Raw genomic sequence first — 14173 nt, forward strand, 5'->3', positions numbered from 1 at the left:
TTCCTTAATGTATCTAAAGGCGAAAAAAATGAAAATGAGAACGATTAAATTTTTTACCTGTCTATTTTTACTATTCTTGGCCTCACATACAAAGGCTCAAGAATTTGAGGTAACCGTTACTGGAAAAGGCAAACCAGTGCTATTATTCCCTGGGTTTGCCAACACGGGCGAAGTTTTTAAAGGAATAGTAGATGAGCTCTCGACTAATTATGAGGTGCACACTTTTACTTTTGCCGGTTTTGGCAAAGTGCCTCCAATTGCATTTCCTTGGCTTCCAAAATTAAAAGATGCGATTGAGGCTTATGTAAAGACCAAACATTTGAAAAAGCCGATAATTATTGGACATAGTTTGGGTGGAACGCTAGGTTTATGGCTGGCAGCTGAAGAACCGAAAACATTTGCCAAGTTGATCATTGTAGATGCATTACCCACAATGGGGGCACTGATGATACCCAATTATAAGAGCGAAGACATCATTTATGATAGCCCATACAATAAACAGTTACTTGAAATGAATGATCAGGACTTTAAAAAAATGGCCGAACAAATGGTCCAATCAATGAGCTTGAACAAGGCTGTACACCAGCAATTGAGCAACTGGATCATAATGAGTGATAGGAAAACATTTGTTTATGGCTACACAGACCTTTTGAAATTGGATCTAAGGGACAAGATTTCTAACATTGTTATTCCAGTAAGTATTCTGGCTGCTACCCAGCCTTTTGGCAAATCGGTTGTGGAGGCCAATTACAAGAAACAGTATAAAAACCTAAAAAACTATACCTTAGATTTTGCCGACAACTCTGGTCACTTTATTATGTACGATAACCCTGAATGGTTTTTAAAACACATCAAGGCTGAACTTCAGCTCAAATGAACCCAACGCAGCAGTTTGAAGAAATCTATGAGGAGAATTACCATAAGGTGATCGGCCTTTGCCTTGGCTATGTAAATGGTGATGAGGATCTGGCCCGAGACCTGACCCAAGAGGTTTTCATCAAAGTTTGGCAGCACCTCAAAATGTTCAGAAATGAAGCCAGTATATCCACATGGATCTATCGCATTGCGGTAAATACCTGTTTGCAACAATTAAGGAAAAAAAAGCTATTGTCCTTAAAAATAGATGTGGTGGATGACGTAGTAGAAGAAAAGCTTTCAGAAGAAAAACATTATCAAAATATGTATGCTTGCATCAATCTCTTATCAGATGTAAATAAAAGTATTATCCTATTGGAATTACAGGACATGCCTCAAAAAGAGATTTCGAACATTATCGGAATCTCACATGAAGCATTAAGGATCAGGCTTCACCGAATCAAGAACCAACTATCAAAATGTGTAAAAAATGAACGACTTTAACGATATCAGATCTAAATGGGTACAAAGGAATATTCCTGACATACCAAAAGATGGTTACAAAGAAATCATTAAAAGCAGTGCCTATATTAAGCGAAAACAGCTAACAGGTCAGCTCATTCTAATGCTTACGGTAATTATCTTGGGCTACTTTTTCTTTTATATTTCAGCCTTTAAAAACACACGGCTCACTGTAGGCATATTATTGATGATCGGCACCTTTCTTTTTAGAATCGGGATAGAATTTTTTTCCCAAACAAAACTTGAGCAGTTGACACCGACGCTTCAGGTTCAAGAATTTAACCAGCAAGTAATGGCCTATCATCAATCTAGGTTATTTATCCACTATGTTTTAACCCCTTTGTCATTTATTGGTTATGTCATCGGCTTTATCATCACACTTCCCATTTTTAAGCTCCATGTATCCACTGGTCTCTATAATTATATCGTCATTTCTGCTGTCCCGATATTTATTTTTTTAATCGTGCTTATTTCGGCACAGGTCAAGAAAGAACTAAGGATGATCAACGGAATGAAAAAGGACATAGATAATGAGTCATAAAAAAAGCCACCAGATTGGTGGCTATACTTTTATTGCTCTTAAAACCTGATGGCAATCTTACCAATGGTAGTCCCATTCTCTAACTGCTGATGTGCTTTTTTCAAATTATCTGCAGAAAAACCGATCAATGTTTCTTTTAAGGTCGTTTTTAATATCCCTTGATCCAATAAATCTGCAACCTTGTTCAGGATATGGTGTTGTTCGATCATATCTTCAGTTTCAAAATTAGAACGGGTAAACATGAATTCCCAAGAGAAACTCACGCTTTTGTTTTTGAGCTTGTTTAATGTAACCGGCTCAGCAGATCCCGTAATTGAGGCAATGTGTCCTTGTGGTTTAATCAGTTCGGCCATCTGGTCCCAATAGAAATTGGCATCCACAAAATCTAAGATAAAATCTACGTACTGAAACCCTACTCCACGTACCTCGCTTACCAGGTCCTTATGGTTCACTACATGGTCTGCGCCTTGTGCTTTACACCAGGCTACCGTTTCTGGCCGACTGGCCGTAGCAATTACGGTTAAACCAGTCACTTTTTTCGCCAATTGGATGGCAATAGAACCTACGCCACCTGCACCGCCAATGATCAATAGCGTTTTACCTTTGTCTTTCTCATTGATTCGTAAACGATCAAACAAAATTTCCCAAGCGGTAAGTACAGTTAAAGGCATGGCCGCAGCTTCTGCCATACTTAACGTTGTTGGCTTTTTACCTACAATGCGCTCATCGATCAATTGATATTCGGCATTGCTTCCATCTTTATTGATATCTCCCGCATAATATACCTCATCGCCTACCTTAAATAAACTTACTTGATCACCTACAGCTTCAACCGTACCTACGGCATCCCAACCAATGATCTTTGGTGTTTCCAATACTTTATCTTTTGCACTGTTCTGGCGCACCTTAAAATCTACAGGGTTTACAGCGATGGCTGCAATCTTTACCAGTAGGTTTCTACCATTTGCCAATGGTTTTGCGGTTTCAAATGTTATAAAACTATTTTCGTCTGTAATGGGTAACGAGGTTCTGAATCCTATTGCTTTCATGTAATTGCTTTTTAATATCGTAATTTAAGTATTCTTACATCATCTATTTGATACCAACAAAGGTATTTGTAAACAGCAGCGATATTTTGTAAATTTTCATTGTATTTTTGTACAAATTTATCACAGCTTGACATGAAACGTTTCAATAGCTACCACTCATTAAATGTATCTCGACTCTCACTTACCCAATGGGAGTTCCCAACGCACAAGCATAACTTTTACGAGCTTATTTTTATAGAAAAAGGGATTGGTACACATGTGTTGAATGAACTATCTTTTGGCTACAAGGCAGGCGATGTGTTTTTGCTACGCCCTGAAGATGCACACTATTTCAAGATTGGAAAACCTACCGACTTCATTTTTTTAAGGTTTAATGAACAGCTTTTTATAGAAAAGCTAGAGGGTGGCAAAACGGCCAAATGGATGGAAGTGATCAAAACCTTGTTGCAAAACCCATCGGCAATCAACGGCAGTTTGGTAACTGATGCCACCGACCAAAAACATCTTCAGAGTTTGTTGCACATCTTATTGATCGAATTTACCAAAACCTGTGTCTATAGCCGCGAGGTGGTATTGGAGCTTTTTGGAGCTGTAATGATGATGGTGGCCAGAAGCCAATCCATTACACAATATGGCGAGCAATGCCCGAGCAACCTAGAACTCGACCGATTGAACCAAGTACTGGGTTACATTAGGCTAAATGCACTTGATGCAGAGAAAATGCGTATCGAAAACATTGCGGCCCATTTTGCCATGTCGGCCAATTATATCAGCATCTATGTAAAAAAACACAGTCAGGTTTCTATACAACAACACATTATCCAGACCAAACTTAAATCGGCAGAACAGCTGCTCAAAAATGGTCGACAGAACATCAACGAAATTGCCTTAAAACTAGGTTTTACCGATGCCAGCCACTTTAACAAGATGTATAAAAAGTACAAAGGGCTAAGTCCAAGTTTGGCCAGACAGCTGAATTAATGGCTGTAGAACAATGCTCTACAGCCCATTAGGTTTTCTTATCTTGTGGGTGTTTACTGTTTTATTACCTATGTTTAACCAATTTACAACGGCCAACTACCATCAGATCTGCGATAATCTTGCCCAGCAGGATGATCGATCTTAAAAGTATCATTACCGATTATACTTATCCACCCATGTGGACCAGACCCAATACTTTCGAAAGCCTGATCCACATTATTTTAGAGCAGCAGGTGTCTTTGGCCTCGGCATTGGCTACCTTAAATAAACTGCGTGAAAAGTTAATCGAGATTACGCCTGAAGCGCTTTTGCTATTGAGCGATGAAGAGCTGAAAGCCTGTTATTTTAGTCGCCAGAAAACAACCTATGCCAAACATTTGGCACAAGCCATGGTGGATGGAGCATTAGATCTTGCTGCACTAGAAACACTTTCAGACGAAGAGATCAGAAGCAATTTAAGCCAGCTCAAAGGCATTGGTAACTGGACCATTGATGTATACCTGATGTTTGTGCTGCAACGTACGGATCTTTTCCCTATTGGAGACCTAGCTGCAGTAAATGCCTTAAAACAATTAAAAAAACTACCTGCACACACCACAAGGGAAGACCTTTTGGCCATCGCCGAAACTTGGAAGCCCTACCGAACGGTAGCCACCATGTTGTTATGGCATTATTACTTGTCTACCAGGAAGAAAAAATAGTTACTGCCAAGTCAATTGCTTTCTAGGGTTTCAGGTATTTAGTTACATCTTCGAGCTTAAATTCTGGACTTGCTGCAAATAGTGTTTTAAGAAAGTACATGTGTGTGGCTCCATAAATGACCAAAATCCGTTCATCCTTACGGTCAACTATACGTTGGATATTGGAATAGATGCGTACGTTTCTGTTAAAATAACGGGTGATAAAACCATCAGCCCCTATTGGCTCTACATTACTGCCTCGTTTGGTGGTAATGAGCCATCTACCAATTGCCCTCGCCTGTACCTCTGGCGAATTTAGAAATCTAAGATATTGTTGGGTAGTACTTTTAAAGGCCAATGTGTCATCATACGCACTTTCTCTATCATAACGTTCTTCCCAATAGGCGAATGAGCTATCAGTTTGGTTCTTATATTTCTCAAAGGTCAACACCGAATCTGCCCGGCTCAACTGAAAACGAAAGGCTTGCGCATCCACCGGGTACAAGGTTTTAAGCGCCAGCTGTTTGGCCAGACGAAAACCAATCTGTACTGTTTCATTTGCCATAAACGTTGAACTTGCCACCAGTTTACCATTCAGATAGGCTTGATATAAAGAATCGTATCTGGCCTGGTATTTAGGCTGGGCTTCGATTACAATTTTTGTAGGGCGAAACTTAGCCAGCTCATCCACGAGGTGTTTGACTTGTTGTTGTCTTTCGGGCGAAAGCATGTCTATTCGTAGCTCGTTGGGTGTAGTATTGACATCTACTTGCTCGCCTGCAAAATGGAATATACCTAACAATAAAACCGTGGGCTTGATTTTATCGTCTTCAAAAATCTTGCTTACTTTCTGGATAGGGCTTTGACCTAAAACACCAAGTGGCAACAATAATAAAGCGTATAAGAGTTTTCTCATCTGATTGTCGTTTAGCAAAAGACACTAATGCAAATTAAACGTTGCACCTACTTCTTCTATTAAATGATTTAAATTCTACCTCCTGTAGCTTTAAATCTCAAAATGAGTAATGAGAATTATTTTAATAAAGATCAATGGTTTTGCAACCATTATCAAAACCTATCGTCTTCCCATTAAATAAATGATAAACCATAACTATGCGTAAATTTTTGTACTCAGTGATGCTTGTGATCACAGGATTAAGTATTAAAGCTCAAACCACAATTGAAGGAACCATAAAAAACAAGGACAACGACTTTATCCCCTATTGTTCAATCGGGATCAAAACACCAAGATCGGTACCATCACCAATGAAAAGGGAAGCTATAAGATTTCCGTTCCAGACAGCTTAAAAAACAGCGAAATTGTTTTTAGTTCTGTAGGCTATTTTGACAAAGTAGTTTCGGCAAAAGAACTCCTGGCCAATCGTCATATTGTTTTAGACTATAAAGCAACTATTCTTGATGCAGTTGTAGTGAGTGCAAAAAAGATGAAAGAGAAAGATGATCGGGCAAAAATCACGTCCTTTTCTTACCTTTTCTAGAATGTTCGATAAAAATGTTCCAACCGTAGAGCAGGGAAACATTTTTGAGGTCTACCAAAAAACAAGATTAGAGTCCTATAACTTTTATATCATCCCAAGCTCAAAATATGGGCAGATCACTTTAAAACTTAATATCTACAACCTAAAAAATGACAAGCCAGACCAATCACTTTTAAAAGAGAATATCATTTACAAAACCACAACCATTGGCTGGCAAAATATCGACCTATCGAAATATAAACTACTCTTTAAAGGCTTGGATAAAATTGCTATTACCCTACAATTAGTTGATTATACTCCACTTGCCAATACCGAATTTGTGTTTGGTGTTTCTGCCAAAAAATCCCTTTCAAAAAATCTATTGTTCAGGTACCAGAGCCAAGGCAATTGGGAGGCTAGCGAAGGAAGTTTCATCTCGAACATCAATATCAGCTACGACAAAAGTGCTGGAGAAAAAGAAATCCTCGAGGCACAGGAAAATGAACCTGAGACAGACATGAACACCAAAACCCTGATTGATGTTTACAAAAGCAGGGAAAAAGCACTAAAAACAAATTATGGAAAAAGCAAAGAAGGAAAATATGTTGACCTAGGCGACGCCAAGATCTATTACGAGGAGTATGGAAAAGGTGAACCCTTGATCTTAATGCACGGAAACAATGGCAGCATTGCTGATTTCTATCAACAGATTCCATTTTTCTCTAAATATTATCGCGTGATCGCAATAGATACCCGTGGACAGGGAAGAAGCACAGACCTCACCAAAAAAGAGTATAGTTATCAAGAATTTGCCGCTGATCTGTTGAAGATCACCCAACAGCTAAAGCTCGATAAAGTAAATATTTTGGGTTGGAGCGACGGTGGAAATACAGGATTGATCTTCAATGCAGAACATCCAGAATTGGTGGCTAAATTGATTACAATTGGTGCAAACCTAAATCCACTTGGTGTTAAGGAGGAAATCATCAATACATTTAAACAGCAGCTTTCTGCAAATGCAGGAAAGGACCAAAGGTTAGTGAAGCTGATGTTAGATCATCCAAATATGACGGCCGAACAATTGGCCAAGATCAAAAACCCGACATTGATCATTGCAGGAGCAAGTGATGTGATCAAAGAAGAACATACCAAATCGATCCACAATTTTATTAAAAATTCCGAACTGCAAATTATCCCAAATGCGACACACTATGTCCCTTTTGAGCAACCCGAAAAGTTAAATGAATTGGTGCTTAAATTCTTGAAAAAGTAACACTAATATATTTAAAAGATAAAAATAAGGATGTAATGAGCCTCTATTACATCCTTATTTGAATTGAGAGGATTTGATTTACAGAAAGGAACTTCGAAAGTTTTGTTTTGAGAAAAATCCAAACATTTCAAATAACTACTGTATTTTTATCATTATATTCTTATCCGTTAATATTAGCCCGTTACTCCATTGGTCAACAAAAGACAAATTCTCTTTATCATCCTCATTTTTTGCAGTGTAAATGCTGTTGCACAGCTAGCGGTTTCTTCTAAAATCGACACCAGTAAAAGTAAAACCTTAAGTCTTGTTAAATTCATCAACTCCTATATGCAGAAAGAGGCGATCAACAAAGATTTATGGCATCCCAAATACCAAAACAAAGAAGTATGGGATTATAGCATGGATTGGATATGGGGCCGTTTTTCTCCGAAAAAGATAACAGGCTTGTTCGATATGGAAATTGTGGAGCTACAAAGCGTAAACGATACCTTGAGCTATTTTAAGCTTTTGGCCAAAAGCAAACCAGAAAAACTAGAGGAGAATTTTACGAACATTTACAAATACTACATTGTAGAGATCAACGGCAATTATTTTTTAGACAACTGCAAAGAATACGACCAGGTCCGCTTTAAAGAATATAAAACAAAGTCTATCAATTTTTATGCTTCTCCGTTTCTAAATATCCCTGTCGAAAAGATGAAAAATGCGGCCCATGAATTTGAAAAACTCAACGCAGTGCTCAAAAGGCCGAAACTTCAAAAGCCAATCGATTACTATATGTGTGCAACAGAAGAGGAGCTGAATAATTTGTCGAATATCGTGGTTTGGAATGGCGGACTTGGTGGTTATACCAATATTCCTGAAGGTTTTATCGTTGCCATTGGATCAGAGCCGAATTATAGTCATGAATTTGTTCACGCTATTTTAGGGCAGAGTGCCCACTGCTTCTTTTTGCAAGAAGGGATGGCCTCGCTATACGGCGGGATGGAAAGAGGAACTAAAAACTACGATCAGGGCGTGGCAGAATTAAAAGATTGCTACAAGAAAGGCAACTGCAACTTCGATCAACTTTATACCAGAAAGATTGACCAGAAATACAGTAGTAGCCTAGGTTATTCCTTTGCCGCTGTATGCTGCAAATACCTGATCGATAACTTTGGACTGGAATACTTCTATAAAATCTATTACGATAAAACGATTACATCCGATAACTTCTTAGAAAAGATAAGCTCCATAACTGGAAAGAACCCAGCAGAAATTAAGGCAGGTATTGAAGCCCTCATTCTTAAATAAGTACTGGTTCATCTGTTAAAACACTATTGATAAGACGAACTAATACTTTTATTTTAGTAATTAGTTTTTTGTCAACAGCTCAACGCAAAATTAAGGACTTATGATCATGAGAAGAAAACTACTATTAACAGTTGCATTATTAAGCCTAAGTTTCGGGGTATTTGCACAAAGTGGCAAAAACTATCTACAAGTTTCAGCTCAGTTATCCAGACCTACTTCAGCTTTGTTAGAAGTAACAAACATTGGATATGGTGGAGCACTGAAGTGGATGCATGGTTTTGGAGAACGCAAACAGCAGGTCACCTTAGAGGCCGGTTACAATCGTTTCCCAGTTAAAGGGCTTCCATCTGGTGTAGAAGCACATTATAGTGCAATTCCAATCTATTTGGGCTATAGATATCTTGCCAATAGGATTTCTTTAGAGGCTCAGGGCGGTGCTTCCATCAACAGAATAATAGGCAGAAACAATATGTTCTCTGTTAGCGAAACCAAACTTAATCTAGGTATTGGTCTAGGTTTGGGATACACCATGAAAAACTTTGAAATTTCAGCCCGATATCAAATAACTGACCCCAGAGGTACAGAAGACGACCCCACTTTTTTAGGCATACGCCTGGCCTATAATATTTCTTTGTAGCGCATCCTGATTTAGATAAGGATTTTAGCTATAAAAACAAATTGGAAATGCTTAAAAAGCATCTTCGTTAATTGGAGCCATCTCAAAAGACACTCATTTCAAACTCATTTTAGATTTTAGTATCTCGTCTTAGAATTACTTATCATACTGGATGTATATAAGTGAGTTAATTATTCCATAAATTTAGATACCAAGCATAACACTTATGGATTTAAACGATATACAGAAGAGAATTGAACGTACTTATAAATCAGTCAATGGAAGAATTGAAAGTGATGGGTCAAAATATCTTATTGCAGGCAATTTCAACAATCCTTTGGGGTTAAAATTCGCGATAAAAGAACCTAATGAACAAGAAATACACTTATTACTGATAGGCATTGTTCACTCTGTTGCAAATTTAAAAGATCACCTGAAAAATGTTCTTTCGTCACAGGGTAAACAAAAAATAGTTGAAGATGCAATTAATGCTAATCTAGAACTTCAATTATTAATGGACCTCAACAATGCGGATAAGCATGGATATCCTTTAAATAAAACCCGGAGCGGATTAGACCCTATAATGATTGAACACCAACACATTTTACATGGTGAAGCAGGAACGCAAATCAACGGTATAATCAAAATAGAATTTTATATAGACGAAAAAGACCAGCAATTTAAATCTAGATCAACATCAGAAATAACTAGATGTGATCTTATTGCAATTGCTACAGCTAAAATTGTCGATATAAATAGAAAATTTATCATGAATTTTGACAGCATGATTTTCAAAAGTCTAGATGTATGGGAAGAAATAATAAAAAACAACAATCTAATTGTACCGAAAATTACCACTAATTGATAGTGTTGAATAGCGAATTATGCTATAAAATAATAACGGGAATAAAGTTTTAAAACTCTATTCCCGTGAAGTGGTCCCGACGAGAATCGAACTCATATCTAAAGTTTAGGAAACTTCTATTCTATCCGTTGAACTACGGGACCAATATTCTAGCAGATTTAAATCTATCTAGTGGCGCAAATATAAAATTCTCAAATGGATTAGGCAATTAAGTTAAAACTATTAATTTGCATACTTTATTCTCGCACTAAATGAAGAAAGTATTTGGTATTCTTTTTATCCTAGTCTCTCTACTGTTGGCCTTAAGCTTATTTGTTCAATTGCCTACGACCATCAACTATTTTAAGGCCGCTATTAACGATCTTTCCAATGGTTCAAAAATGGGAGCGCTTACAGGTCATTTAATTGCCACGGCACTAACTTCTACCCTTACCATTTTTCTTTTTGTTAAGGGCATAAAATGGTCTCGACTTCCTTTTGTTAAACCCAAACAAGACTAGTTATTTGATTATACTTCCATTTTCAAATTTGGCCGTTGGCGCTACAAAAGTCAATTTGCCTTGAGTAGTATCTTCTGCCATCAAAATCATCCCTTGCGAAACAATCCCTTTGATTTCTCGTGGCGCTAGGTTCACCAATAAGCTCACCTGTTGACCAATGATTTCTTCTGGTTGATAATACTCTGCAATACCCGAAACTACCGTACGCTCATCCAAACCAGTGTTTAGGGTCAGTTTTAATAGCTTCTTGGTCTTCTCTACTTTCTCGGCAGCAACAATGGTTGCCACACGAATATCCATGGTAGCAAATTGATCAAACTGGATGTTCTCTTTTGCACGTGTAACCGTAGCGCTAGCCTGTGCATTGGCCGCCTTGCTATTGTTCAGTTTATCGATCTGCGCCTGCACTTCTTCATCCTCAATCTTGCCAAACAACAACTGAGGTTCATTTAACTGATGTCCACGCTTTAACAAGTGGATCGAGCCTGCATCTTCCCACATGTGGCCACCATAGTTCAACATCTTCATCAACTTATCTGCTGTGAAAGGTAAAAATGGCTCAATCAGGATTTCTATGTTCGCTGCAATCTGTAAACTGATATTCAAAATCGTTCTTACACGGTCTTCATCTGTTTTGATCACTTTCCAAGGTTCAGTTTCTGCCAGGTATTTATTACCTAAACGCGCCACGTTCATTACCTCACCAAGGGCTTCTCTAAAACGATAATTTTCGATAGAAGCACTTATCTTTGCCGGATAAGCTTTCAGCTCGTCTATCACGGCCTGATCTTGCTCAGTAAGCTCCATTAAGGTAGGCACCTTGCCATCAAAATACTTATGGGTCAATACGGTTACCCTATTGATAAAATTACCTAAGATTGCCACAAGCTCATTATTGTTGCGGGCTTGGAAATCTTTCCAGGTAAAATCGTTGTCTTTGGTTTCTGGGGCCGTAGCCGTTAGCACATAACGCAACACATCTTGTTTGTCCGGAAACTCTAACAGATATTCGTTTAACCAAACTGCCCAGTTTTTAGAGGTCGAAATCTTATTGCCTTCTAAGTTCAAGAACTCGTTGGCAGGTACATTATCAGCCAAGATATAGCCTCCATGGGCCATTAACATGGCCGGAAAGATAATACAGTGGAAAACGATATTGTCCTTACCGATAAAGTGTACCAGTTTGGTCTCCTCATCTTTCCAATACTTCTCCCAATCACATTTGTCGGCATCCAATTGGTTGATGTAATATTCTTCGGCTTTAGGATTCCATACATCTAGTTTGGCGTAGTTGCAAAGCTCTTTGGTAGCAGAGATGTAACCGATTGGCGCATCAAACCACACGTATAATACTTTGCCATCAGCACCTTTGATCGGCACTTTTACACCCCAATCAAGGTCACGGGTCATCGCTCTTGGCTGTAGGCCTGCATTTAACCAACTTTGACATTGGCCATACACATTTGGTCGCCATTCTTTATGGCCTTCTATATAAGCTCTTAACTTGTCTTCGTATTTATCTAATGGCAAAAACCAGTTTTTGGTTTCCCTACGTACAGGAGGCTCGCCAGATAAAGTAGATTTTGGATTGATCAGGTCAGTAGCATTTAACGTACTGCCACAGTTTTCGCATTGGTCGCCATAAGCATTTTCGTTACCACATTTAGGACAGGTACCTGTAATGTAACGGTCTGCTAAAAATGTCTGTGCTTTTTCGTCGTAATACTGTTCCGTGATCTTTCGGTAAATACACCATCTTTGTACAGTTTTTCAAAAAAATCTTCTGCGGTTTGGTGGTGCGTTAAGGATGAAGTACGGTGATAGATATCAAAAGAAACCCCAAACTCTTTAAAAGAATCGCCGATGATCTTATGGTATTTATCTACCACTTCTTGAGGTGTAATGCCTTCTTTTTTAGCTTTTAAGGTAATGGGTACACCGTTCTCGTCAGAGCCGCAAATAAACTTTACATCTCTTTTGTTAGAACGCAAATAACGCACATACGTATCGGCAGGCAAATAAACTCCCGCCAAGTGACCAATATGCACCGGACCATTCGTGTAAGGCAAAGCTGCCGTTACGGTATATCTTTTAATTTTACTGTTATCCAAAACTATTTATTTATTTTGCCAAAGATAAGTGTTTTAACTATGATTAAACAGCCACCGTATTTAAAAAAAGGCGACAAAATTGCAATTGTTTGTCCGGCAAAGAAATTACCGAAACCTATTGATGCTGCAATTGAGCTCTTAAAAGCCTGGGGCTTGGAGGTGGTAATTGGCCAAACGGTTACCAGTGCCTACCATCAATTTGCAGGTACAGATGAACAGAGGGCAGCTGACCTACAACAATATTTAGACGACCCTGACATTAAGGCCATTATCGCTGCCCGTGGTGGTTATGGTACCATCCGCATTATCGATCGTTTGGATTTTACCACTTTTGCACAACATCCCAAATGGTTGATCGGCTTTAGCGACATTACCGTTTTGTTATCGCATACTTTGGCAGCATTACATATACAAGGCATACATGCCCAGATGCCTTATACTTTTGACAGCAGTACACCCGAAGCCTTAGACAGCTTAAGAAAGGCGCTTTTTGGCGAGTCCATTACCTATACGTACCAAAGTGAGTTTGTCAATTGTGAGGGCAGTGCCGAAGGTATATTGATCGGCGGCAATTTAAGTCTGTTGATTGCTGTTGAAGGTTCTGTTTCCGAAATGGATTACGAGGATAAGATTCTCTTTATAGAAGACGTGGGGGAGCATGAATATTCGATAGACAGGATGATGCGCATATTGAAAAGAAATGGCAAACTGGCCAAATTGAAAGGCCTTATTGTAGGTGTCTTTAACGAGTTCAGCCCTGAAAGCATCCCCTTTGGACAAACACCTGAAGAAATCATTTTAGAACTGGTTAAAACATACAATTATCCAGTATGTTTCAATTTCCCAACAGGACATATCGACGACAACAGGGCCATGATATTAGGCAAAAATGTATCTTTACAGGTAGATCAACATCATGTTCAATTTAAGTTTTTATAACAATGGCAATATTAGATAGTTTAGGCAAATACCGCAATACAGGTCTTTTGATAATGAGAATTGGCTTAGGTGCCATGTTTATGGTGCACGGTTTCCCAAAAATTTCAGGAGGTGTTGAAGGTTGGACTGGCCTTGGCGGCAGCATGAAAGTGATAGGCATAGATTTCCTTCCTGCTTTTTGGGGTTTTATGGCCGCAGCTACCGAAACCTTTGGTGGCTTCTTTTTGCTTTTAGGACTATTCTTCCGTCCGGCAAACATCTTATTGGTTTTTACCATGATCATTGCTGCTTTGGTCCATTTTGGCAAAGGCGATGGTTTAAGTGGTGCATCACATGCCATTGAGTTGGGCATTGTATGTTTCGCTCTGATCTTTATCGGACCAGGAAAATATAGCGTTGACAAGAAATAGCTAAGCATAAAAAAGCTAACCTTTATAAAGGCCTTGATCATGATCAAGGCTTTTTTTATT

General features: G+C 38.6%; 15 protein-coding genes, 1 tRNA gene and 1 pseudogene. 13 read left to right on the plus strand and 4 right to left on the minus strand.

The annotated features are described in order from the left end of the window. Positions 1-34: 34 nt before the first annotated feature. Genes ACFJIZ_RS16365 through ACFJIZ_RS16375 form a run of 3 tightly spaced genes read left to right on the plus strand, consistent with a single transcriptional unit; the run spans position 35 to position 1918 of the window. On the plus strand, positions 35-877 hold the full coding sequence (locus tag ACFJIZ_RS16365; RefSeq protein ID WP_379086343.1) for an alpha/beta fold hydrolase: 843 nt from the start codon (positions 35-37) through the stop codon (positions 875-877). Further along, positions 874-1359, plus strand: coding sequence for an RNA polymerase sigma factor (locus tag ACFJIZ_RS16370; protein WP_379086346.1), 486 nt, complete (start codon positions 874-876; stop codon positions 1357-1359). The genes ACFJIZ_RS16365 and ACFJIZ_RS16370 overlap by 4 nt, the downstream gene beginning before the upstream one ends. Then, positions 1346-1918: a hypothetical protein gene (locus tag ACFJIZ_RS16375; protein ID WP_379086350.1), complete on the plus strand. Its 573-nt coding sequence runs from the start codon at positions 1346-1348 to the stop codon at positions 1916-1918. The genes ACFJIZ_RS16370 and ACFJIZ_RS16375 overlap by 14 nt, the downstream gene beginning before the upstream one ends. 38 nt (positions 1919-1956) lie before the next feature. Here the strand turns inward: ACFJIZ_RS16375 and ACFJIZ_RS16380 are convergent, their stop codons facing one another. Continuing rightward, the gene (locus ACFJIZ_RS16380) at positions 1957-2967 is read right to left on the minus strand and encodes a zinc-binding alcohol dehydrogenase family protein (RefSeq protein WP_379086353.1); all 1011 of its coding nucleotides are present in this window, start codon (positions 2965-2967) and stop codon (positions 1957-1959) included. A gap of 132 nt (positions 2968-3099) precedes the next feature. Between ACFJIZ_RS16380 and ACFJIZ_RS16385 the strand changes: the two genes are divergently transcribed. Together ACFJIZ_RS16385 and ACFJIZ_RS16390 are read left to right on the plus strand one after the other, a co-directional pair. Next, complete coding sequence (locus ACFJIZ_RS16385; RefSeq protein WP_379086356.1) at positions 3100-3948, plus strand: AraC family transcriptional regulator; 849 nt, start codon at positions 3100-3102, stop codon at positions 3946-3948. Positions 3949-4079: 131 nt separating this feature from the next. Continuing rightward, the gene (locus ACFJIZ_RS16390; protein ID WP_379086358.1) at positions 4080-4649 is read left to right on the plus strand and encodes a DNA-3-methyladenine glycosylase family protein; all 570 of its coding nucleotides are present in this window, start codon (positions 4080-4082) and stop codon (positions 4647-4649) included. Positions 4650-4671: 22 nt separating this feature from the next. Here the strand turns inward: ACFJIZ_RS16390 and ACFJIZ_RS16395 are convergent, their stop codons facing one another. Next, complete coding sequence (locus ACFJIZ_RS16395) at positions 4672-5544, minus strand: DUF5694 domain-containing protein (RefSeq protein WP_379086361.1); 873 nt, start codon at positions 5542-5544, stop codon at positions 4672-4674. 307 nt (positions 5545-5851) lie between these two features. Between ACFJIZ_RS16395 and ACFJIZ_RS16400 the strand changes: the two genes are divergently transcribed. From ACFJIZ_RS16400 to ACFJIZ_RS16420, 5 genes are all read left to right on the plus strand, one after another. Further along, positions 5852-6127, plus strand: a complete 276-nt coding sequence (locus ACFJIZ_RS16400; protein WP_379086365.1) for a carboxypeptidase-like regulatory domain-containing protein — start codon at positions 5852-5854, stop codon at positions 6125-6127. A 1-nt stretch (position 6128) separates the two neighbouring features. Continuing rightward, on the plus strand, positions 6129-7379 hold the full coding sequence (locus ACFJIZ_RS16405; RefSeq protein WP_379086368.1) for an alpha/beta fold hydrolase: 1251 nt from the start codon (positions 6129-6131) through the stop codon (positions 7377-7379). A gap of 189 nt (positions 7380-7568) precedes the next feature. Then, positions 7569-8672, plus strand: coding sequence for a hypothetical protein (locus ACFJIZ_RS16410; RefSeq protein WP_379086371.1), 1104 nt, complete (start codon positions 7569-7571; stop codon positions 8670-8672). 106 nt (positions 8673-8778) lie between these two features. After that, on the plus strand, positions 8779-9309 hold the full coding sequence (locus ACFJIZ_RS16415; RefSeq protein ID WP_379086374.1) for an outer membrane beta-barrel protein: 531 nt from the start codon (positions 8779-8781) through the stop codon (positions 9307-9309). 205 nt (positions 9310-9514) lie between these two features. Further along, complete coding sequence (locus tag ACFJIZ_RS16420) at positions 9515-10153, plus strand: hypothetical protein (RefSeq protein WP_379086377.1); 639 nt, start codon at positions 9515-9517, stop codon at positions 10151-10153. Positions 10154-10224: 71 nt separating this feature from the next. Here the strand turns inward: ACFJIZ_RS16420 and ACFJIZ_RS16425 are convergent. Then, a tRNA-Arg gene (locus ACFJIZ_RS16425) sits at positions 10225-10296 on the minus strand. 108 nt (positions 10297-10404) lie between these two features. On the opposite strand from ACFJIZ_RS16425, the gene ACFJIZ_RS16430 reads away from it, so the two are divergent. Next, a complete protein-coding gene (locus tag ACFJIZ_RS16430; RefSeq protein ID WP_379086380.1) occupies positions 10405-10653 on the plus strand; it encodes a hypothetical protein in 249 nt (82 codons plus the stop codon). Here ACFJIZ_RS16430 and metG read toward each other — a convergent pair. Next, positions 10654-12692: pseudogene (gene metG, locus ACFJIZ_RS16435) on the minus strand (methionine--tRNA ligase); the annotation flags it as partial. A gap of 111 nt (positions 12693-12803) precedes the next feature. Here metG and ACFJIZ_RS16440 point away from each other — a divergent pair. After that, a complete protein-coding gene (locus ACFJIZ_RS16440; RefSeq protein WP_379086383.1) occupies positions 12804-13703 on the plus strand; it encodes an LD-carboxypeptidase in 900 nt (299 codons plus the stop codon). Positions 13704-13705: 2 nt separating this feature from the next. Then, positions 13706-14113 carry a DoxX family protein gene (locus ACFJIZ_RS16445; protein WP_379086386.1) on the plus strand — a complete coding sequence of 136 codons (408 nt, stop codon included), beginning with the start codon at positions 13706-13708 and terminating at the stop codon, positions 14111-14113. Positions 14114-14173 lie beyond the last annotated feature (60 nt).

It is taken from the genome of Pedobacter sp. UC225_65, from assembly GCF_042698365.1.
In the GTDB taxonomy this organism is placed as follows: Bacteria; Bacteroidota; Bacteroidia; order Sphingobacteriales; family Sphingobacteriaceae; genus Pedobacter.

Excerpts from the sequence above, each read along its gene's own strand:
- ACFJIZ_RS16365 (WP_379086343.1), top strand. The coding sequence starts at position 35 with ATGAGAACGATTAAATTTTTTACCTGTCTATTTTTACTATTCTTGGCC.
- ACFJIZ_RS16370 (WP_379086346.1), top strand. The coding sequence starts at position 874 with ATGAACCCAACGCAGCAGTTTGAAGAAATCTATGAGGAGAATTACCAT.
- ACFJIZ_RS16375 (WP_379086350.1), top strand. The coding sequence starts at position 1,346 with ATGAACGACTTTAACGATATCAGATCTAAATGGGTACAAAGGAATATT.
- ACFJIZ_RS16380 (WP_379086353.1), bottom strand. The coding sequence starts at position 2,967 with ATGAAAGCAATAGGATTCAGAACCTCGTTACCCATTACAGACGAAAAT.
- ACFJIZ_RS16385 (WP_379086356.1), top strand. The coding sequence starts at position 3,100 with ATGAAACGTTTCAATAGCTACCACTCATTAAATGTATCTCGACTCTCA.
- ACFJIZ_RS16390 (WP_379086358.1), top strand. The coding sequence starts at position 4,080 with ATGATCGATCTTAAAAGTATCATTACCGATTATACTTATCCACCCATG.
- ACFJIZ_RS16395 (WP_379086361.1), bottom strand. The coding sequence starts at position 5,544 with ATGAGAAAACTCTTATACGCTTTATTATTGTTGCCACTTGGTGTTTTA.
- ACFJIZ_RS16405 (WP_379086368.1), top strand. The coding sequence starts at position 6,129 with ATGTTCGATAAAAATGTTCCAACCGTAGAGCAGGGAAACATTTTTGAG.
- ACFJIZ_RS16415 (WP_379086374.1), top strand. The coding sequence starts at position 8,779 with ATGAGAAGAAAACTACTATTAACAGTTGCATTATTAAGCCTAAGTTTC.
- ACFJIZ_RS16420 (WP_379086377.1), top strand. The coding sequence starts at position 9,515 with ATGGATTTAAACGATATACAGAAGAGAATTGAACGTACTTATAAATCA.
- ACFJIZ_RS16430 (WP_379086380.1), top strand. The coding sequence starts at position 10,405 with ATGAAGAAAGTATTTGGTATTCTTTTTATCCTAGTCTCTCTACTGTTG.
- ACFJIZ_RS16440 (WP_379086383.1), top strand. The coding sequence starts at position 12,804 with ATGATTAAACAGCCACCGTATTTAAAAAAAGGCGACAAAATTGCAATT.
- ACFJIZ_RS16445 (WP_379086386.1), top strand. The coding sequence starts at position 13,706 with ATGGCAATATTAGATAGTTTAGGCAAATACCGCAATACAGGTCTTTTG.